General features: G+C 39.7%; 17 protein-coding genes. 7 read left to right on the top strand and 10 right to left on the bottom strand.

The window, feature by feature from the left end:
* Position 1 precedes the first annotated feature (1 nt).
* From lptC to BM130_RS05995, 4 genes are all read right to left on the bottom strand, one after another.
* Positions 2-601, bottom strand: a complete 600-nt coding sequence (gene lptC, locus BM130_RS06010) for an LPS export ABC transporter periplasmic protein LptC (RefSeq protein WP_010528341.1) — start codon at positions 599-601, stop codon at positions 2-4.
* Between the two features lie 3 nt (positions 602-604).
* Entirely contained in the window at positions 605-1,963 is a 1,359-nt protein-coding gene (locus BM130_RS06005) for a tetratricopeptide repeat protein (protein WP_010528340.1), read from the bottom strand.
* A 369-nt stretch (positions 1,964-2,332) separates the two neighbouring features.
* On the bottom strand, positions 2,333-3,607 hold the full coding sequence (gene bamG / locus BM130_RS06000; RefSeq protein WP_010528339.1) for a BamG family beta-barrel-assembly machinery protein: 1,275 nt from the start codon (positions 3,605-3,607) through the stop codon (positions 2,333-2,335).
* Positions 3,600-4,334: a type III pantothenate kinase gene (locus BM130_RS05995; protein ID WP_010528338.1), complete on the bottom strand. Its 735-nt coding sequence runs from the start codon at positions 4,332-4,334 to the stop codon at positions 3,600-3,602. The genes bamG and BM130_RS05995 overlap by 8 nt, the downstream gene beginning before the upstream one ends.
* A 308-nt stretch (positions 4,335-4,642) precedes the next feature.
* On the opposite strand from BM130_RS05995, the gene BM130_RS05990 reads away from it, so the two are divergent.
* The gene (locus BM130_RS05990) at positions 4,643-5,725 is read left to right on the top strand and encodes a response regulator (protein WP_010528337.1); all 1,083 of its coding nucleotides are present in this window, start codon (positions 4,643-4,645) and stop codon (positions 5,723-5,725) included.
* A gap of 404 nt (positions 5,726-6,129) precedes the next feature.
* On the opposite strand, the gene mfd is transcribed toward BM130_RS05990, so the two are convergent.
* Positions 6,130-9,510 carry a transcription-repair coupling factor gene (gene mfd / locus BM130_RS05985; protein ID WP_010528336.1) on the bottom strand — a complete coding sequence of 1,127 codons (3,381 nt, stop codon included), beginning with the start codon at positions 9,508-9,510 and terminating at the stop codon, positions 6,130-6,132.
* A gap of 643 nt (positions 9,511-10,153) precedes the next feature.
* Between mfd and BM130_RS05980 the strand changes: the two genes are divergently transcribed.
* The 6 genes from BM130_RS05980 (at position 10,154) to BM130_RS05955 (ending at position 14,951) form a co-directional block, all read left to right on the top strand.
* The gene (locus BM130_RS05980) at positions 10,154-11,296 is read left to right on the top strand and encodes an AAA family ATPase (protein WP_010528335.1); all 1,143 of its coding nucleotides are present in this window, start codon (positions 10,154-10,156) and stop codon (positions 11,294-11,296) included.
* Between the two features lie 5 nt (positions 11,297-11,301).
* Positions 11,302-11,904, top strand: a complete 603-nt coding sequence (locus tag BM130_RS05975; RefSeq protein WP_029626687.1) for a hypothetical protein — start codon at positions 11,302-11,304, stop codon at positions 11,902-11,904.
* Between the two features lie 506 nt (positions 11,905-12,410).
* Positions 12,411-12,740: a hypothetical protein gene (locus BM130_RS15260; protein WP_138956929.1), complete on the top strand. Its 330-nt coding sequence runs from the start codon at positions 12,411-12,413 to the stop codon at positions 12,738-12,740.
* 54 nt (positions 12,741-12,794) lie between these two features.
* Positions 12,795-12,989 carry a hypothetical protein gene (locus tag BM130_RS05965; RefSeq protein WP_010528332.1) on the top strand — a complete coding sequence of 65 codons (195 nt, stop codon included), beginning with the start codon at positions 12,795-12,797 and terminating at the stop codon, positions 12,987-12,989.
* Positions 12,990-13,000: 11 nt separating this feature from the next.
* Positions 13,001-13,369 carry a helix-turn-helix domain-containing protein gene (locus BM130_RS05960; protein WP_010528331.1) on the top strand — a complete coding sequence of 123 codons (369 nt, stop codon included), beginning with the start codon at positions 13,001-13,003 and terminating at the stop codon, positions 13,367-13,369.
* A gap of 325 nt (positions 13,370-13,694) precedes the next feature.
* Positions 13,695-14,951, top strand: coding sequence for an aspartate kinase (locus BM130_RS05955; RefSeq protein ID WP_010528330.1), 1,257 nt, complete (start codon positions 13,695-13,697; stop codon positions 14,949-14,951).
* Positions 14,952-14,978: 27 nt separating this feature from the next.
* On the opposite strand, the gene pncA is transcribed toward BM130_RS05955, so the two are convergent.
* From pncA to BM130_RS05930, 5 genes are all read right to left on the bottom strand, one after another.
* Positions 14,979-15,590, bottom strand: a complete 612-nt coding sequence (pncA, locus tag BM130_RS05950; RefSeq protein WP_010528329.1) for a bifunctional nicotinamidase/pyrazinamidase — start codon at positions 15,588-15,590, stop codon at positions 14,979-14,981.
* 137 nt (positions 15,591-15,727) lie between these two features.
* Entirely contained in the window at positions 15,728-17,206 is a 1,479-nt protein-coding gene (locus BM130_RS05945) for a nicotinate phosphoribosyltransferase (protein ID WP_010528328.1), read from the bottom strand.
* Between the two features lie 166 nt (positions 17,207-17,372).
* Positions 17,373-17,870 (bottom strand): hypothetical protein, encoded by a 498-nt coding sequence (locus BM130_RS05940; protein WP_029626686.1) that lies wholly within the window; start codon positions 17,868-17,870, stop codon positions 17,373-17,375.
* 129 nt (positions 17,871-17,999) lie between these two features.
* Complete coding sequence (locus BM130_RS05935) at positions 18,000-19,334, bottom strand: dihydroorotase (RefSeq protein ID WP_010528326.1); 1,335 nt, start codon at positions 19,332-19,334, stop codon at positions 18,000-18,002.
* A 213-nt stretch (positions 19,335-19,547) separates the two neighbouring features.
* Complete coding sequence (locus BM130_RS05930) at positions 19,548-20,285, bottom strand: polyprenol monophosphomannose synthase (RefSeq protein ID WP_010528325.1); 738 nt, start codon at positions 20,283-20,285, stop codon at positions 19,548-19,550.
* Positions 20,286-20,886: the final 601 nt, after the last annotated feature.

The following is a 20,886-nucleotide window of genomic DNA, read 5'->3' as shown; positions in this document are numbered from 1 at the left end:
GTTATTCAGGTTCATTACCTTCCTCTTCTTCGACCGCCAAAATGCCACTGATGTTTTTTATGGTGTAATTTTCAAGTTTTTCATCCGATTCGAAACCATAACCGGTAAGAATTTCCGTTTCGGTGGTTATTTTAATGAATTCATCGGAATAAATGATGTGCTTTTCAGTGTCCCAGAATAATTGTTCGGTGTTGATGACTTCGTTTTTGAAATTAACTGCCTCTACATTGTTTTTTAGCTCCCAAAGTTTTTCCTTTTCGTAATAGATAGCGTAGTTACTTTTAACTTGAGCATCTATTTCTTCATCTTTATTATAAACGATAAGGTGTAAGCCTTTGGGAAATTCGGTATAGGGTTTAACTCTGTTTTTATATTGATTCATTTCCGGAGTTCGGAATCGATAGGCTATTCGTCCCGAATCTGTAATGACACTTTCCAGCTCGTTGACCGAAAGCGAAGGAAAATTGCCCTCATCAACCACTGCTTTTATCTCTTCAGGGGTGTTTGACCGGCAAGATGAAATAAAAGCAATAACAGCAAGCAATAATAAAAATTTGCCTGCTGTTATTGATATGTATTTTTCGAAAAAAATTACTTTCATTTTTTAACGGGAGGATCTAACGGTTGTTCGTTCACCAATCCATCCACCAACGGTATAGGAAGAACCCTCTTCCAATCCTTGGAAGAAAATTTCATCGGTTTTTGGGAAATGGTTGCTATAGGTTCTAATCAATTCATTGGCCTCTTCAGCAGATTCGGGATCAACCGATTTGGCTTTGATAAATTTATCTACGGCTGCCCAGTAGGCTGTTTTATGCTCGAATTCACTGCTTCCAATGCTGTTGGCTGAAGCCGCATAGGCTTTCCCAATTAAGATATAGGGTTTGCCCCAGTTCGCTTTATTTTCAATGGCTTTTAGTGCATTGGCGCGTGCCGATACATAGTTCTTTCCGGCTAAATGTACAAGACCTAATTGATAATAGTAATCCGCTTTCTTTTCGTTATCTTCTTCCAGTTTTATGGCCTCTTCATAGTATTTTATGGCATTATCAGATTCACCTGATTTGAGATACATCCTGGCCAAGCCAAAGGCTGCAGAACTGGATGGCTCAATATTGTACATGTACTCAGAAACCTTGAATAATAATTCTAAGTCATCGCAAAGAGCATTGGTTAACAGGCGATTGACTCTTTTAAGCCAGTCTAGATCTTCTTTGTGCTCTTCCAGTTGTGGAGAATAAATTTTATCCAATGTTTCGCAGTTGGCTACACCACTACCGGCAAAAACATCTTCCAATTGGCCTGATAATTTGGTGTACATGTTTTTGTATTTGGCCATTTTGGGGTCTTCAATCAACTTGTTAATTTCTGATGAGACAGAGGTATAATTGTTTACCACATCTTCGCCACTAATTTCACCATCTTTCCATAATGCAATGGATGTGGTTACATACAGGGCGAATGCTGCCGGTTGGTATTTGGCACCATCATTAGCGATAGCATCTGCCAGAAGCTGATATGCCTGCTTTCTGTATTCGGGATCCGATTTTTTATATTCAAGAATGTCTATTGCTTTTGTTGCTTTGATATATGGTGTGCCGTAACGGGAATGGTCTCCAAAATATTTCATTCGCTGATCATATACCTCCATAAGCTTTTGGAAATAAGTTTCCTTTTCGGCATCATCCTTGGCGTTTTTAATTTTATGCGTCATGATGTCTACCCCATCGGTGTATAGACGACGAGTAGACAGAGGACATTCGTTAAATGCTATTTGCCAATAGGGATAGGCATCATCATACAACTTTTGTTTAACTAATTCAGTATATAACGACAGATTCTTAAGACATCGTATGCTATCCTCACCATGTCCGTATTTTGATCCGTCTTCCACCCCTTTTTGGGCAAATGTTTGGGACAGAGAAAGTAATAATCCTAATACTATAATTGTAAATGCTTTCATTTGAAAAAAGGTTTTATTAGATACGAAATCAGTTTATAATCCCCTCTGATGCTATTGGTTATTGAACTTGTCGTAAACTGATTGTTAATTGCCGTTAATGTTTCTAATTCTAATTTATTTTATTAATTGATTGTTTTATTATTTGTTTTTATTCTGACCTTGTTTAATTTTCTAAAACGGATAAAGGGTTATACTGTTATATCTTACTGATGTGAAAACTATTTTCCTCTGTTTCTTCATGCGTTCATGTCTCCAGAACCCTTTAAATAATGGGTTTTTCCGAAGCTAAATAACTTTCCGCGTTTTTTTTTTGAAAAAATCATCGGCAAAGATATTAAAAATATATAAACTGATTATGCTCTGAATGGGTTAATCGAATTTTCTTTTAATGAACCAAAACTCATGAAAAGTGAAATTGAGCGTCATCCTGGCATACTTTTCTTTAAGGTCCAGATCACCGGATGGATTTAATGTCCCATATTCGAATGAAAGGTTTACCGATGTTTTGGTTCTGTTTAATGGCAATCCTAGTCCAAAAGTTATGCCAAATTTATTTATATCCTCGTTGTTGATCTGAATGTATTGTGTACCGTAGTGTATTCCAGCCCGATATCTTATGCGCGACAAATACCGGTTTGAACGAATATTGGGGATATATTCTGCTCCGGCCGAGAAGAAGGAACTGTTGATAGTTTGTGTCAAGTCATCCGGGAAGTCAATATCTCCCCAGTTGGAAATAACATAATCGGCGGCAAGTAACAGATGATTTTTCCGGTTATAGGAAATACCCACACCCACCGAACTGGCCATTTCAAAGCTGGTGATGTTAGATGTGTCGGAAACTTCAGGGATGATATAACTGCTGGTAAAAAGCATCCCATCTTCGGCATACACCGAACCTTTGGCTACTGTTTTTTGAAAATCTCCTCCCACCTGCTGCTGTGGCCTAAAGGTAATACCGGCAGTAATTTGTTCATCGTCACTGATTTGTTGTGAATATTGCACCCCAAAGTCATATACAAAATCGTTGGCATGTATCTCGTTCTGAATGCCGTATTTATAAGCGTTATTATCATCCAGGAACTCTATAAAAGTGGTGTGCTGAAGGTTTCCAAAAAGGTAAGTTGCATGCATTCCCAGAGAGAGTTGGGGTATAGCCCTGACCGATAATCCGCCGTAGGCAGCCGACAAATTACCCGTTCCAATGGCCCGCCGGCTTAACGAGATGTTGTTGGAAGATTCAAATTTATATCCTGCATTAGAGAAGGGTCTTAAACCAAATGAGGCTTTTATATTCCTTGAAATAGAAAATCCCATGGCAAAATAGCTGAAATCTATGTCATTGTATTTTTCCGTCCCCCCTTGCGAATCAAATGTTTGGGTGAAAGTGGTTAATCCTGTTTCGAAAAAAAAGGACATGGTATCGATAGCCGAATATGCCGCCGGGTTTAAATAATTGATATGTTCATTGGTTCTCACACCGATTCCGACATTGCCCATCCCTGTATTTTGCCCAAATCCGTATGGATTAATTTCGCCAATACCATAGCGTGAGAAGGGGGAATAAGTTCGTTTCTGGGCCACAGCGACGGTGGAGACCACCAACAGCCAGAAAAAAAGGTAATATTTAAAAAATTTACACATCGTATTCTAATATTCTGTTGAGACCGTATAATACTAAATTTGGATTTACAAAGATGATATTTTTTGTGTAGGTTACAAAAAAATCTGCATCCCCGCCTGTCATTATCGTTTTGAGACCGGGATATTTTTGTGATGCCTGGTGAATATAGCCATCAATTTCCATAGCTATCCCATATTGCACTCCCGATCTTATGGCTTCAAGGGTTGAAGTTCCCCAAAAAGGAGAAGGTCCCTTATTTATTAATGGTAATTTTTGGGTTTGTTGGTGTAGCGCATTGAAGCGCATTTGCAGGCCCGGGGATATGTTGCCGCCTATAAAAGTGTTATTCACTACCAAGTCAAATGTTATGGCTGTTCCGGCATCAATCACCAATAGGTTGGTGGCGGGATATAAAGTTATTGCTCCGGCAATGGCAGCTACCCGGTCTAATCCTAATGTTTCAGGTGTCGAATACCGATGATTAAAGGGCAATGAGGTTGTGGAATTTAATTTAACAAAGGGTATGTTTTTTAAACTGAAAAATTCTTCCAGAGGTTGGGTGTTGTTGGTAACCGATGATAAAATGACTTTGTGAGGCGCATGAAGCTGGCAAAGTTCATTTAACATTTTTTTGTCAGGAAAAATCAGCTTGTAAGTAGCAATAAGTTTGCTCTTGTCAAAAAATCCCAGTTTAATGCTGCTGTTTCCCTGATCTATTGCTAAATTCATACTTTCAAAATGATCCATTTGGTGCAAAGTTACAGCTTTCCTGATAATTGAAGGAATGCCTCTTGTATAACTTTATCTGGTTTTATTTATGGCTATTCTTGATGTTGGGTGATAGAAGTTATTGATTAAGTTGATTTGGTTTCTTTTTCGGATAAATAGTATTACCTGTATTTTGTATTCTAAAAAAACTTATAAAAACGTAACTGATATGTTTTGTTGCAATTCTTGGATGTGTTTGTCAAGTGCCTTAAAATGAGTTGAATAATTAATCTTGATTGAGATTTGGAAAATTGAATTAAAGTTATGACCAAAAATTATACCATACTATGAGAAAAGTTTTAATAGTAGAAGATGATCGATTTATATCAGCAATATTTTCTTTGTTTTTAAAAGATTTGGGATTTGAAATAATTGGTAGGTGTAAAACGGGCGAAGAGGCACTTCAACAATCCAGGAGTCGTAACCCTGATATTGTTTTGATGGACATACACCTGGAAGGGGATGTGGATGGTATCGAAGCGGCAGAAAAGATTCAGCGGGAATATGAAATTCCGGTCATTTTTGTTTCGGGCGATACCAGTTCAGAAGTTGTTGAACGGGCCGTTATTTCCAACTCTTATGGTTATCTGGTAAAGCCCATTACCAAAAAAGAGTTGGGAATAACCATGGAACTGGCTTACTACCGCCATAAAGCCGATTTGGATCAAAAGCGTCGGGAACAAAGTTTTCGGGATTATATTTCTAAAGCTCCTATTGCCATTGTTATTGTGCAGAAAGGGATGATTCGTTATCTGAATAATTTGGCGCTTAACCTTTTCAAAACCCATTATATGGAAGATATGATAGGAGCTAATTTGACCGATTTTGTGGATGAGGAATGGGTGGCCAAAGCAGAAAAGGTTTTTAAAGATGAAAATAGTGAAGAGATACAACCCTTTTATATGGTAATTAAAACTTTTCACCAAAAAAGGGTAAAGGTTTTTGTACACGCTTCGCGCATCTCTTTTTATGGGTCATCGGCTTTTCAGTTGATGTTGGTTGAGGTTTCGGGATATATGGCTCAAATTGACGAATTAAAAAAATGGCGCGAAGCAGCTTTGTCCGGAATGGGAGCTATTTTGCTTATTAATAATTTGTTTGAAGTTGTCGATTATAATAAGACATTTAGCGATTATGTTTCTCCGGCATTTGACATGCGCGGCCATTCGGTGTTTACTTTACGCCCGTGGATGAAATTTGATAAGGGTGCTTTGGCTAATATTTTTAATAATAAGGAAAAAGACTCTAATGTTGAATTGTCTATCGAAACCAATTCACATTTTCTTAAGTGTTGTGGATTGGTTTTGCGGGATCGGGATGGTCAACCCGAAGAAATGATTGTGGTTATTAATGAGGCTGTAGAAAAATAGATTGAACTATTCTATTGGGTAATATTAAGAACTTAATTTTATGGCCCAATGGGCTCAAATCTATCGCATCGGAGCATGTGATTGCGTCGCATCGAAGCATGTGATTGCGTCGCATCGAAGCATGCGATTGAGTCGCATCGAAGCATGCGATTGAGTCGCATCGAAGCATGCGATTGAGTCGCATCGAAGCATGCGATTGAGTCACATCGAAGCATGTGATTGAGTCGCATCGGAGCATGCGATTGAGTCGCAATGAAGAAAATGGAGGCATGCCCATAAAAGAAGATTGAATATTTAAAATCCTAATTTAGAAAAATATAGCATGAATCAATACTTGAAAGGTTGTATATAAATGTTTTTTGATATTCCGATTCAATAAATATTCAATGCTAATCGCAAATAATTTAAGAAGAGGAAAGGCTGTTTTCTTTACACGTTTTATCAGCAATAATATCACAGAGTAATTTATTTAATGTTTGAATATTATCAACCTTTTTTATTTTGAGGATTAGCTTCTCTTGCTTTTGTTTCATTTGCACATCTTTAGGATGTGACTGAACCCACTGTAAGATTTTTCCGAAGCATTCCGACTGATAAAATCGGGCTTGCGGGTTGCTTACAAAATAAAGACGTGCGGTTTGATTTTTTAACACCAACTTTTCGATGCCCATCGATTGGGCTTTTAACCTTACTCTTACAATGTCGAGCAATGTTATTGTGGGTTCGGGAATGGGGCCGAACCGGTCTTTGAGTTTATACTCGAAACTTTTTATATCTTCTTCGTTACTAATATTATCCAGTTCCCGATACAATTCCATTCGTTCGGCCGTATTGGAGATGTAATATTCAGGAATTCTAACTTCAATATCGGTTTCAATCTGGCAGTCCTGAACAAACGGTTGCTGGTCTTCATCTTGCGGCTCTTTATCTTTGAAAAGGTCGGGGAATTCTTCTTCGCGAAGTTCCAGCATGGCCTCCTGCAGAATGCGTTGATAGGTCTCATAACCGATGTCAGCAATATATCCGCTTTGTTCTGCACCCAGCAAATTTCCGGCACCTCTGATGTCCAAATCTTGCATGGCAATGTTGAATCCGCTTCCGAGGTCTGAGAACTCTTCGATGATGCGTAAGCGGCGTTGGGCATCTTTAGTCAGCGTGTTCAAGGGAGGTGCCAGAAGGTAACAAAAAGCCTTTTTATTGGACCGGCCAACCCTTCCCCTAAGCTGATGGAGCTCACTAAGGCCAAATTGATGGGCATTGTTTATGATGATGGTATTGGCATTGGGGATGTCGAGACCCGATTCAATTATGGTGGTGGCAATCAGCACGTCATAATCTCCGGCCATAAAGTCGAGCATTATTTTTTCGAGCTTCTGGCCCTCCATCTGCCCGTGTGCCACAACTGTTCTAACATCGGGCAGCCACCGGTTGATGGCTTTTTCCAGTTCATAGATGTTTTGCACCCTGTTGTTAATAAAAAATACCTGCCCGTTGCGTTCCAGTTCATAGGTGATGGCCTCTTTTATAATAGCTTCATTAAAAACATGCAATTCGGTAATGATGGGGTGCCGGTTGGGCGGAGGCGTATTCAAAATTGACAAGTCTCTGGCACCCATCAACGAAAACTGGAGAGTTCGCGGAATGGGTGTTGCTGTAAGGGTTAAAGTATCAACATTTACTTTTAAGCGTTTAAGTTTTTCTTTAACGGCCACGCCAAAGCGTTGTTCCTCATCAATAATAAGTAGTCCCAAATCTTTAAATACTACGTCTTTCCCGGTAAGTCGATGAGTGCCTATAATAATGTCTACTTTACCTTCTTTCAGGTCTTTGATGACCTGTTTAATTTGCGACGACTTTCTTAATCGGCTGATGTATTCAACCCGGCAAGGAAAATCTTTGAGTCGCTCTTTAAATGTTTGATAGTGTTGAAGTGCCAGAATGGTAGTAGGCACCAGAACCGCCACCTGTTTGTTGTCGCTCACCGCTTTAAAGGCTGCACGTATGGCCAGTTCGGTTTTTCCGAAACCCACATCGCCGCACACCAGTCGGTCCATGGGAGTTTTTTCTTCCATGTCTCTTTTTATGGCTTGCGTTGACTTATATTGGTCAGGTGTGTCTTCGAATATAAAGGAGGCTTCCAGCTCTTTCTGCATGAACGAGTCGGGCGAAAAAGCAAAACCGGGTTGCGCTTTTCGTGCAGCATAAAGGGAGATGAGTTCGCGGGCTATATCTTTTACCTTCTTTTTGGTTTTTTCCTTTGTGCGTTGCCAGGCCCCTGTGCCCAATTTGTTGATACGCGGTGGTTCACCATCCTTACCCTTAAATTTGCTGATGCGGTGTAGTGAGTGAATGTTTACAAGGATGACATCATTATCCTTGTAAATTAATTTGATAGCTTCCTGCTTTTGTCCGTTGACATCGGTGGTGACAAGTCCCCCAAATCGACCTACCCCGTGATCTATGTGCACAACGTAATCGCCGGGATTAAGTCTGGTAAGCTCTTTAATGGATAAAGACTGACGGGCAGCCCTGGCTTTATCGGTTCGTAAAGAAAATTTATGATAACGGTCAAAAATCTGATGGTCGGTATATACACAAATTTTCAGGTGATGGTCTATGAACCCGCTGTGGAGTGTTTTATTGATTTCGGTGTAAGTAAGCTGTTGGTCTCTGTCTTCGAAAATTTGCCTGAGGCGTTCGAGCTGCCGGGGATTGTCGGAAAGTATGAAAACTCGGTATCCTTCTTCTTGTTTTCTTTGAATGTCGGATTCGAGTAGTTCAAAATTCTTTTTGAATACCGGTTGAGGTGAGGTTTCGAACGTTACTATGCGTAACGAATCGTTCAAAAGTTGTCGGCCCCAGATGATTTTAGAGTGCTGATTAAATTTCTTTTCCAGCTCTTCAGGGTGGGTAAGTGTTGTGGCTGATGGAATCTCCTGGTCGTTTTCTTTATCGGTTTGACGATTTTTTTCAACCACCATATTATAAATATCCCTTACTTTTTCTATTATCTGAAGGGGGGATTCAATCCATAACCGGGTTTGGTTATCCAAAAATTCGGGTAAAGAGATATAGCTTTCTTCGTCTTGTGATTTTTCCGACAGATTGGGATAAATTGAAATGGTTGATAACGTTTTACGAGACAGCTGACTTTCTATGTCGAAAGTGCGGATACTTTCCACTTCGTCGCCAAAAAAGTCCAGGCGAATAGGGTCTTCATCGGCATAAGAATAGATGTCGATAATAGAACCGCGAACCGAATATTGCCCGGGCTCATAAACAAAGTCGACAGGTTGGAATCCAATTTCCTGCAAAAAATCGGTGACGAAAGCCATATCCAACTGGTCGCCGGTTCGAATGGTCATTGACTGACCTTTCATTTCATTCCGGGAGGGAACGCGTTCCAGTAAGGCTTCCGCATAGGTTACCACCATGCAAGGGGCTGAATCTTTCTGAAGTTGTTCTAAGGCCTGGGTGCGAAGAATTACATTGCTGCCGTCGATTTGTCCAAAAGCCGGAGAACGCTTATAACTGGATGGGAAAAAAAATACTGCCGACTCGCCTGTCAATTGCATTAAATCGTGATAAAAGTAGGCGGCCTCCTCTTTGTCATATAAGATAAAAAGGTGTTTGTGTGATGCTCCCTGTGTGGCTGCTGCCACAGCTGCCGACGACCCCGTAAGGCCCTTAAGGTATAGGTTACCTTCTGCCGTTCCTGCCCACTTTGCTAATTCTTTTACCTGTTTATGGTCTTTGTAAATCTCTAATAAAACACTCAACTCCACTGATAAAATTTTTTGCAAAAGTAGTTATTCTTAACACAAAGACCCCATGACGCAGAGAGTTTTTGAAAGAACTTAATAAAATGCTGAGATGTCATGACGCTGAGCGGTTTATTGAAGAGAATTTTGAGGGCGGAGCATTTTTTTTTAGCGAAATGTGATGGTTATACCACAGGATAACAGTGACCTCTTTAAATAACCATATGGTTTTCACAAGGTGAGAGTTGAGTATTATTACCATATCTATGGGTTTTATTAATGTCATGAGTAGGAAAATCTACGTATATTTATTTTTTTTCATCCGTATAAATTTTATTTAAGTTATTGGCTGGATGGAACTCGCATGGCTTAACAAATATTATACATGCTCTTTTGCGGCAGCAAGCCGCCATGCTCGTTTCATTGGGTTTTGCTTGTATTAATAGCCAACAGAGGAATTGAGAATTGAATGAAGGTTAAAATAGCAAAAACCTTTAGGTGTGGTATTATAAGAGATTGGCAAAATATTGTAATTTTGAAATAAGAATAAACCGACTTTTTTAGGAAAAAGAAACATAAGGACTACAGACTTTATTAAAGATTTAAAGTCTTCGGCATACGGTATTCAAAGGGATTATGGCTAAATAAAATCAAAAAACGTATAGTGATGATCATTTCCCGAATAAAGCTAATAAATTGGAAGAATTTTAAAGAGATAGATGTCCCATTAAGTGGCCGGACTTTTATTGTCGGGCCTAATGCTTCGGGGAAGTCTAATTTGTTGGATGTCTTCAGGTTTTTACGAGATATAGCTAAAGCAGGCGGAGGATTGCAAAATGCAGTATTGGACCGTGGAGGAATATCCAAGATTAGATGCCTGTCAGCCAGGAAGCATCCTGAAGTAGAGGTAGAAATAGAACTTTCCGAATACGGTTCAAAGGAAGTGTTGTGGAAATATGCCATAGGAATTAAACAGGAAGTTAGAGGTTACCGGTTACCCATTCTTGTTTATGAGAAGGTATGGAAAAAAAACAAGTTAATTTTAAACAGACCCGATAAGCATGACGAAAATGATAAAGAGCGGTTGTATCAAACACATTTGGAACAAATAAATGCCAATAAAGAATTTAGGGAAATAGCACGTTTTTTGGAAAGTATCGTGTATCAACATTTGTTACCCCAATTGTTAAAACATCCGCAGTCGTTTACTGGACCTGATTTGCCGGGCGATCCTTTTGGAAAGAGTTTTTTGGAGCGTATTTCAAAAGTAAATAGAAATACCCGAAATGCCTGGTTAAGGAAAATTGAATCTGCATTGAAAATAGCGGTTCCACAATTTAAACAGTTTGAATTCAAAGAGGAAAACGGAAGGCCTCACTTGGAAGCGGTTTATGATCATTGGCGACCCAGTGCCGGGAAACAACGGGAAGATCAGTTTTCTGACGGAACTTTACGTCTTATCGGATTGCTTTGGTCATTACAGGAAGGGGACAGCTTGCTTTTGTTGGAAGAACCGGAATTATCTTTGAATGGTGCCATCGTTTCCAAAATTCCTGCATTGATCTATAAATTACAAAAGCCTAAAAAGAGACAGGTTTTGATAACATCGCACAGCCCTGATTTGCTTAGCGATAAAGGTATTTCGTTGGATGAGATTCTTGTCTTAATGCCTTCGACTGAAGGCACAACGGTTCAACCGGCTTCATCTTTGCCTTCCTTTAAGAAAATGTTAGAGGGTGGTATGACCCCTGCACAAGCTATACTTCCCAGTACCAAACCAAAGGATATCAGTCAGTTGGCTCTTTTTTGATGAAAATGAGTGATTTATTGTATGTTACTTTGATTTATGAAGACGATCTTAGTGGGGCAGTGATGTCCCAACTGTTAAAAAAGTTTCCTGATAAATATAGAGTACATGAAACCTATCCAGGGAATGGATTTGGCTATTTGAAAACCAATATTAGAGGATTTAACCAAGCATCGGTAGTGAATCCTCATTTTATGCTTGCCGACCTTGATAATTATGGTTGTCCTTTAGAATTAATAGATGATTGGATTAATTTTGAACTGAATCCAAATTTTATTTTTCGAATTGCTGTGCGTGAGGTAGAGGCATGGCTTCTGGCAGACAGAAAGGGTCTTGCACGTTTTTTTAAGATTTCTGTTGATAGAATTCCTCGGGATCCTGATGGTTTGCCGGATCCTAAAAGTACTTTAATTCAATTGGCTAAACATTCAAGAAGAAGAGATATTAGAGAAGAAATTGTCCCGATTAATATAAATGCAAAAATAGGTCCTAATTACAATGGTCGCTTAACGGAATTTGTTTTTAATTTATGGAATATTGAATTTGCAATGTCTCAGAGCGATAGTTTAAGAAGGGCTTATGAAAGACTAAGGGACTTTCAACCAAGGTAGTATTTTGATAAAACATTGCGGAAATTATAAGAAATAATTCTTCCATTCGTATAAAAATTACTTATTAAATCACCAAAGCTCTTTTGCCCGATTGTTTCTTTTTGCAGGTATGGGTGTTTCGGGATTGTTAATGACCAATGCAAAATGGACTATTCCTAAAAAATACAGATTACACTCTTTAGGTCTGTTCCAGTTTGCCGTAGTGGGGGTTTTATATCACACTTTTTTCTTCTTTCAATGAGGCGGTAAGAAAGGTTATAGCAGCTGTTGGGTTGTTTGTGATTACCGCTTTCCTGGTGTTTATGACAATAAAAAATAAAAATAAGCTGTTGAAAAGCTGAGCAGGTGAGCTGCAGAGAATATCATGGGGATTAAACGCCGGGACGCCAAGTCTCTGTGGAATAAATTAAAAAGATTGTGAGGTTAACGTCCTCACTTCTGCCTTCAGCCTGTGTATTTGAATGCTAAATAAAACGCAGAGACACGAAGGCGCAGATTGTTTTTATGTGAGAATACTAATATCCCATCCAAAGAGTTGGGATAAGCTTATACACGGTATTGGTATAACCTTATACCTGGTATTGGTAAAACCTTTCCTAGCTCTTGGGATAAGCTTATCCCTGATGTTGGGAAAACCTATCCCAGATGTTGGTATAACCTTTCCCAAGTGTTGGTATAACCTATCCCAGATGTTGGGAAAACCTATCCCGGGTGTTGGTAAAACTTATCCCGGATGTTGGTATAATACTTTCCAGGAGTTACGGAAAACCTTGTACCAACCGCTTAAAGGAAGCATGGTGATAATTCTCGAATCGTTAATATTGTACAGGTCTTAGACCTCAATTTGGACGATAGGGCATTTTTGGCCATTTTTGAAAAAACTGCTCTGAATGTTTGCATTTAATTCTGACTATTCAAAGCAACTAAATGACCCGAGAGTCGCGGGAATAGATTTTGATAAATATCCTGATGTGAGCCGACTGGCTTCTTTAATTAATGAGCATAAAAAAACGCTGGAGCAAGAGGCGTTGATGGATGAGGGGACGAGAGAAGAGTATGACAAGATAGATGCTAACCGTATCTAATAATTGTGGTTATGGTACTGAAGCCTATTAAAACAGAATCGGATTACAGAGCTGCCCTGAAAAGGTTGGAATACCTTTTTGATGCAAAGCCGGGGACACCCGAGAGTGATGAGCTGGAGATTCTTGGATTAATGGTGGATGAGTATGAAAAGAAATATTACCCCATTGAGGCACCTGACCCCATTGAAGCGATTAAGATACGGATGGAGGAAATGCATCTGAGACAGGTGGATTTGGTTCCGGAAATCGGCGGTAAAAGTCGGGTGTCCGAGGTCTTAAACCGAAAACGAAGACTGACGGTTGAAATGATTAGAAAGCTTTCTACCCGATTGAATTTGCAAACCGATTTGTTGGTGCAGAATTATCAATTGGTCAAATAAGGGACTTCGGTAATTTTCTTTATAGTACAGCTATAATATTTGGCGCCAGCTTTTGTTTAATTTCCTATCCACGAATACTATCTTTATCCACGCTTAAATGGTTTAAAATGAATATGAATCATCTTTAATCTTGCATCTAAAAATCTATTAATCTGGAATCTAATCATCTATTTCAATATTGTCGCCTGCTTTTGTTTATTTTCATTTCCACGAATGCTATCTTTACCCACGCTTAAATGGTTTAAGATGTATATGAATTTTATTTTACATCTAATAATCTAGCATCTAATAATCTAGTATCTAATAATCTAGTATCTAATATTTCATGCAGGTATCCAAGTTTGGCGGGGCATCGGTGAAAGATGCCAATGCTGTGCGCAATTTAGTGCGAATTGTTGAGGGTTTGGAAAAACCACTCGTGGTGGTGATCTCGGCCATGGGGAAGACCACCAACGCCATGGAAGCACTGGTAGAGAGCTATTTTTCCGGCAACGATGCGGAGCTGAAGGAGCGGTTTCGGAACATAATCGCCTATCATGAAAAAATAGCAAAAGACCTGTTTGGGGAGGTTGATATACCCGAATTGCGTCCTTTTTACGACTGTGTGGAATCGCTATCTCAGCGCTTGGAGCAGCAACCATCCTTGCACTTTGATTACGAATATGATCAGATAGTGTCGTACGGGGAATTGTTTTCGACTCTCTTGGTTAATGCTTATTTAAAATATTCGGGTATTCGAACCCAATGGATTGATGTGCGGCAAATTCTGAAAACCGATGACCTTTACCGGAATGCCAATGTTGACTGGTCATTAACGAACAAACTTATGGCCGAGGCTTTTACTTTTGAAGAAGTGGACGTCTACGTTACGCAGGGTTTTATTGGCGGTACAATTAGTAATATTACAACGACGCTGGGACGAGAAGGTTCCGACTATACTGCGGCCATCATAGGCCACGTGATGGATGCAGAAAGGGTGACGGTATGGAAGGATGTTCCCGGGGTGTTGAATGCCGATCCGAGGATTTTCCCCAATGCACAAAAAATGGATACTTTATCTTATGCCGAAACTATTGAACTCTCTTATTACGGAGCTCAGGTTATCCATCCAAAAACCTTAAAGCCTCTTCAGAATAAACAAATTCCGCTGTACGTGAAATCTTTTCTGAATCCCGATCTTCCCGGAACCATCATTCAACAGGAAGGCGGCAATAATAATATGCCTATTTATATCCTCAGAAAAAATCAGGTTTTTCTGACCTTGTCGCCTCGTGACTTTTCCTTTATTACAGAAGGCAATTTAAGCGAGATCCTGGCCGTGTTTAATGAATTTCATGTCAGAATTAATTTGTTGCAAACATCGGCTCTTAATTTCACTGCTTGTGTCGATAATGGCAGAGAGTTAATGCCATTGCTGGAAAAGTTAAAAGAACAGTTAGTGGTGCGTTACAACGACAATGTGGAACTTCTGACTATTCGACATTATACGCAAAGCATTATCGAAGAAAAATTAAAAGGTCGAACGGTTATCGATTCGCAAATAACCCGAATAAATGCACGGTTTGTTATAAAGACTTTATGAATCCGGTAGTAATGCGAGGCTATTTTACTAAATCTCTTCTGAACGAATTAGTTTAGCACCTCTGTTTTTCATATCTTCAAAAGCTTTTTCCGTATCATCGGGCTGTAAATTGACTCCTTTGGTGGCATCGGTGATCAGGAAGGTTTCATATCCTAATTCCAGAGCATCTTTCACGGTAAAATATACACATACATCGGCGGCTAAACCTGTAACATATAGTCGTTTAATACCCTTGATGCGAAGATAATTGTGAAGTTCGGTTTGTATACGCCGCCCGTTGTCAAAAAAGGCACTGTATGAGTCTACAGCCGGATCAGAACCTTTGAAAATTACCTTCTGAATAAGGCCTTGATTAAGCAATGGGGAAAATTCAGCGCCCGGACTGCCCTTTACGCAATGGTCCGGCCATAATATTTGTTCCAGTCCGTTGAGAGTGATAACCTCGCCCACTTGATGGCCCGGATGATTTGATGCGAAGCTGCCATGATTGGCAGGATGCCAGTCTTTCGTGGCAATATTGTGCTTAAACCGCGGTTGAAGAGCATTAATTACCGGGATTATTTTATCGCCTTCGGGAACCGGGAGAGAACCACCCGGAAGAAAGTCGTTTTGAACATCCACGATGAGTAAAGCATCCATAACCTGTTGTTTTTCGGATTGCAAATCTATTGCTTATTGTTTTATTCCGCTATTTTACGGACAAAATTTTTGTTTTTAAATTTCTTAGAGCGCTAAATATTGAGTTAGGTTTAAACGATGAGAGCCGGCAATGATAATTATTGGTTTGACTCTTCTTTGTATTTCATAATCAATTCCATGCGGCGCTTGTATAAACCTTCTTCCAAACCTACCGGATAGCTGTGTGGATTAATAAATCGTTTAATGGTTTTATCTAACAATTGAAGTTGTTCAGAAGTTCGTTTTTTTATGTCATAAATGGATTCTTTTTGAAAACAACATTTTCCTTTTCTGAAGATGGGTTTAAGCAAATCTTCGCATTCGAGATGTTGCTTGTCCAAAACTTTAGAACGCGTAGGATCTGCAGGATCGATGATTTTGACCCGTCCAGAAAGATCGGTACGTTCATCGTAAATCATATCACCAACCATCAGCCCTTGTTTATAAAATCTTTTTACTTGCTGAACGCCGGGAATATTAACTTTAATCGATTGTTCCGATAATTTTATACGGTCTTCCCAATGTCCTTTTTTTGTTTCAATGGCCGAAAGCTTATAAACTCCGCCCAATGCCGGTTGGTCATAAGCTGTGACCAAACGGGTTCCAATACCCCAACTGTCGATTTCGGCTTCCTGTTGTTTCAGGCTGGCAACAAGGTGTTCGTCAAGGTCGTTGCCGCCAACGATTTTCAGATGTCCCAGTCCGGCTTCTTTAAGTTTTTTTCGAGCCAATTGGCTGAGATATGCCAGGTCGCCCGAATCTAGTCTTATACCGCTAACTTTGTAACCTTTGGCTTCCATTTTTTTTGTTACCACGATGGCCTTGTCTATCCCTTTAGGTGTATTGTAGGTGTCTACCAGTAATGTGGTGTTATTAGGTAAGGCATTGGCAAAGGCCTCAAAAGCAGCCATCTCATCGTCAAATGCTTGTACCCAGCTGTGGGCATGGGTGCCTAATACCGGAATACCAAATTTTTTCCCGGCAAAAACATTGGATGTGCCGGCACATCCACCGATAAAGGAAGCCCTGGTAGCTGCCAGTGCTCCGTCGATGCCTTGAGCTCGTCGAAGACCAAATTCCATCACCGGATCTCCCTTGGCGGCTATGTTAACCCTGGCAGCCTTGGTGGCTATTAGCGTCTGAAAATTAATAAAATTTAGCAGGGCTGACTCAATTAATTGACATTGCAGAATTGGTCCTTTAACTCTCAGCAATGGCTCTTTGGGAAATACAATGGTTCCTTCGGGAATGGCATCAATATCACACTCGAATTTAAGGTTTTTCAGGTAGTCAAGAAATGCCGGGTCAAAGATTGGTTTCTGATCATTTCCTTTTATGTTGGCAAGGTAGCTGAGGTCTGAATCGGAAAAATGAAAATTGTTTAAGTAATCAATTACATATTCCAGCCCGCAGTTTACGGCAAAACCACCATTAAAAGGATTATTGCGGAAAAAGAGATGATAAACTGCCCGGCGATTATGCATATTGTTTTTCCAGAAGCCGTAGGCCATGGTGATTTCATAAAAGTCGGTGAGCAATGCCAATGAACCTTTATAGGTGCTTTGTAATGTGTCCATTTCTCGTTTTTTTAGCCTGTTTACTATCGCCCCTTCTATTAAGCGGCAATTTAATGATTTCAAATCAATGGTCTATGCATTCTTAAATCTAATGATGTAGTAATCTAACAATCCTCCAATTGTCTTCTGATTTTTATTTCCTGTTGTTGCATAACAATTCATTGCCTTAATCAAACTTTACCACAAACCCTGCCTTAAAAGCAATAAAATTTCCCCTGCTGTCGTATACCGGCCAGGCCAGAAGGACCGACTGAACCTCCTTTGTCATTCTGTTATTAATGGTATCAAGATACCAGGCCTCTTCAAACTGTAGTTGCGCTACTTCATTCCGTTCAAACTGACCGGATGCTTCCATTTCTCTTAGCTTTTCGGTGCTGAGTGGTTGATCACTGTAATAGTCGTAGGCCTGTGCTTTCCCTTGATACACCGACTCAAAAAGCATATCGATCATCCGTCCTCGCTGAAGATGTTTTAGTCGCTGGTCGGCCCAGGTGTCGGTAGTGTCAAGATTGATAATATCTACCGGATATAATATGGTATCTGCCACTTCTATGCCAGAAACGGCATTGCCTAATGAAGATGGCTGGCGTCCGTTTTCCCCACAGGCCATCATAAACAGCATTGATGTCAGCAACATAAATGGAACAAAAGACTTGTGCTTCATGTTTTGTTGTTTTTTTATGGGGTTGGGTGTACCGTTTTTTTTAGAGTGGTCGTATCGCATTGTCTATAAGTTCCTGTATGGTTTTATTGGCGGGGCCGGCTGTTTGTTTCAGTAATTGTAAATATTAAATCATCGATTAAATACCAGTGGCATGGCATAACGGGTGGGATTGATTCGGCCATCTTCATAGGCTATATGTCCGTTGACGATGGTATGGGTCACCCTGTGCGAAAAGGTGGTACCGCTAAACGGGCTCCATTGGCATTTGTAGTGTACCGACTCATCGTGGATGGTATTCTTTTGGTTGGGGGTTACCAGAACTAAATCGGCATAATAGCCTTCTTTTATAAATCCTCTTTTTTCGATCTGAAAAAGACGTGCCGGGGCGTGGCACATTTTTTCCACCACCAGCTCTTTGGAAAAGATTCCTAGCTGTGCCATTTCCAGCATGGCAATGAGCGAATGTTCGATTAACGGACCACCGGAAGGACACTGAAAATAGTCGTTGTTCTTTTCTTCGATGGTATGGGGCGCATGATCGGTAGCTACCACGTCGAGCCTATTATTCTTTATGCCTTCACGAAGGGCTTCGCGATCTTGGCGGCTCTTTACCGCAGGATTCCATTTAATTCGGGATCCGTATTGGTCGTAATCTTCGTCGGTAAACCAAAGATGGTGGACGCATACTTCGGCTGTGATTTTTTTATCCTCTATAGGGCCTGAGTTGAAAAGGGTTAGCTCACGTGCTGTTGAAATATGCAGAATGTGCAGACGTGTATTATATTTTGTAGCTAACTCAACTGCTAATGAAGAAGAACGATAACAAGCTTCGGCACTTCTGATTTCGGGATGGTGGCGAAAGGCCATATTTTCACCGTAAAGCTCCTTGTAACGCTTTATGTTGGCACGGATGATGGATTCGTCTTCGCAATGAGTGGCAATGAGAATGGGTACTTCTTTAAATATATTATTTAAAGTGTCACGATTATCCACCAGCATGTTGCCAGTAGATGAACCCATGAAAATTTTTATCCCACATACTTTTTGTGGATCGGCTTTCAATAACTCTTTAAGGTTGTCGTTGGTGGCACCCAGATAAAAAGCGTAATTGGCATAGGATTGGTTTCGGGCAATTTCATATTTTTGATTGAGTGCTTTAATTGTGGTCGTTTGAGGGTTGGTATTGGGCATTTCCATGAAAGATGTTACCCCACCTGCCACGGCTGCTTTCGACTCGGTGGATATATCGGCTTTATGAGTAAGTCCCGGTTCGCGAAAATGAACCTGGTCATCTATAACTCCTGGCAAGAGATACAATCCTTCGGCATTAATTATACGGTCGGCCGATGGCAATGGCTGATCTGCCTTGAGAATCTTTTCGATAAACCGGTCATTGATTAATACACTTCCCTTAAAGGATTGTCCCTCATTTATGATCGATGCATTTTTTATCAGAATGCTCATGCCAATTATCCATTAATTTTATTATAAATATTGACTCGCTTTTTGGTTGATTGTTATAAAAGGTCCTGGCCGGGTTGGTAATTTTTTTGATTGATGGATTATATATATAATGTATTGGGGATCTCATCTTCATATTTTCAAATAATCTGCCATCCAACCATCTGTTGATCTTACATCTAAAAGTTTAATAATCTACCATCTAACTATCTATCCCTAAACTTCATATTTTTTAAAGAAGCTGCTAATCTTCATTTTAATGACCCCCCAGAATGCTTCACTAAAGATTCCGCCACTCATTTTTGAAGCCCCTTGCTTGCGTTCGGTGAAAATAATGGGCACTTCAACAATTTTAAAACCATATTTCCATGTCGAGAATTTCATCTCTATTTGAAACCCGTAACCTTTGAGTTTTATCTTATCCAATTTAATAGTTTCCAGGACTTTTCGATGATAACATTTAAACCCTGCTGTTGTGTCCATGATATTCATTCCGGTTATCAATCTAACGTAAACCGAAGCAAAATAAGACATTAAAACCCGACCTATAGGCCAATTCACTACGTTTACGCCCGATTTATAACGAGAGCCTATGGCCAGTTGTGCTCCTTCCTTTACACAGGCTTCGTACAACCGGTTTAGGTCATTGGGGTCATGTGAAAAATCGGCATCCATCTCGCAAATATATTCATAGCCGTTTTTCAGTGCCCATTGGAAGCCTGTAATATATGCCGTGCCCAATCCTAGTTTTCCATTCCTTTCAATTAGGTGAAGTTTTCCGGGAAAGGTCTCTTGAAGCTTCTTTACTATCGTGGCGGTACCATCGGGTGAGCCGTCATCAACTATTAACACATCGAAAGCTGTTGGTTGGGATAATACAGCTTTAATAATGGCTTCGATATTCTCTTTTTCGTTGTAGGTTGGAATAATTACCAGGTTTTTTGTTTCTGTCATTTATATTTTATTGGTAAGATTTCTTTTTCTTATATTAGGTCTTTAAATTTCATATATATCATCTTTGTCAATGATTACACGAAAATACAAAAATAGGATGACATATGGTTATTATCGGGAATGATTGCGATATTATTTGGTAGGAAATTTCATTACTTTAATTGGGGCCATGCCACATGTACTCCCTGTTTAAATTGGGGTTTTCCGGAGTATGGTTAATGGTTATGACAATTAATTTCTGGAAATGGGCTATTGATACATAGGCAATTAAAAAAAACAGCAAAAAAAGATTGAAAAAAGTATTGAAAAATAAAATGAAAAGTCTACTTTTGCATCCGCTTAACGAAGCAGTTCAATTGGCAAAAATAGTAGGATAAGAGTAGTCGAGGGGGCGAAAAAAAGTTGAAAAAAGATTTGGATGAAGAGATAAAAAGTTCTATTTTTGCACTCGCTTTTGCGAGAGGGAAAGAGTGGTTGAGGTGAAGGGGGGTGAAAGCAAGAGATGAAAAAAAAGATCTTTGAAAGTAATAGATGCAGAACCTGAGTAAGGGTATCGACATTCCCTGGATGGGAGATACTTAAAAGAGCTTAAAGAACTTTT

The organism is Thermophagus xiamenensis, from assembly GCF_900112795.1.
Classification (GTDB): Bacteria; Bacteroidota; Bacteroidia; order Bacteroidales; family Marinilabiliaceae; genus Thermophagus; species Thermophagus xiamenensis.
Note: the sequence above shows the minus strand (reverse complement) of the source record. Positions and strands in the feature narration are given on the sequence as shown.

Bases quoted from the DNA above. Each gene is read 5' to 3' on its own strand.
- BM130_RS05975 (WP_029626687.1), top strand. From the start codon at position 11,302: ATGAGTGATTTATTGTATGTTACTTTGATTTATGAAGACGATCTTAGT.
- BM130_RS05980 (WP_010528335.1), top strand. From the start codon at position 10,154: ATGATCATTTCCCGAATAAAGCTAATAAATTGGAAGAATTTTAAAGAG.
- BM130_RS06005 (WP_010528340.1), bottom strand. From the start codon at position 1,963: ATGAAAGCATTTACAATTATAGTATTAGGATTATTACTTTCTCTGTCC.
- BM130_RS05930 (WP_010528325.1), bottom strand. From the start codon at position 20,285: ATGACAGAAACAAAAAACCTGGTAATTATTCCAACCTACAACGAAAAA.
- bamG (WP_010528339.1), bottom strand. From the start codon at position 3,607: ATGTGTAAATTTTTTAAATATTACCTTTTTTTCTGGCTGTTGGTGGTC.
- BM130_RS05935 (WP_010528326.1), bottom strand. From the start codon at position 19,334: ATGAGCATTCTGATAAAAAATGCATCGATCATAAATGAGGGACAATCC.
- BM130_RS05960 (WP_010528331.1), top strand. From the start codon at position 13,001: ATGGTACTGAAGCCTATTAAAACAGAATCGGATTACAGAGCTGCCCTG.
- BM130_RS05965 (WP_010528332.1), top strand. From the start codon at position 12,795: ATGTTTGCATTTAATTCTGACTATTCAAAGCAACTAAATGACCCGAGA.
- BM130_RS05940 (WP_029626686.1), bottom strand. From the start codon at position 17,870: ATGAAGCACAAGTCTTTTGTTCCATTTATGTTGCTGACATCAATGCTG.
- BM130_RS05945 (WP_010528328.1), bottom strand. From the start codon at position 17,206: ATGGACACATTACAAAGCACCTATAAAGGTTCATTGGCATTGCTCACC.
- BM130_RS05955 (WP_010528330.1), top strand. From the start codon at position 13,695: ATGCAGGTATCCAAGTTTGGCGGGGCATCGGTGAAAGATGCCAATGCT.
- pncA (WP_010528329.1), bottom strand. From the start codon at position 15,590: ATGGATGCTTTACTCATCGTGGATGTTCAAAACGACTTTCTTCCGGGT.
- BM130_RS05990 (WP_010528337.1), top strand. From the start codon at position 4,643: ATGAGAAAAGTTTTAATAGTAGAAGATGATCGATTTATATCAGCAATA.
- BM130_RS05995 (WP_010528338.1), bottom strand. From the start codon at position 4,334: ATGGATCATTTTGAAAGTATGAATTTAGCAATAGATCAGGGAAACAGC.
- lptC (WP_010528341.1), bottom strand. From the start codon at position 601: ATGAAAGTAATTTTTTTCGAAAAATACATATCAATAACAGCAGGCAAA.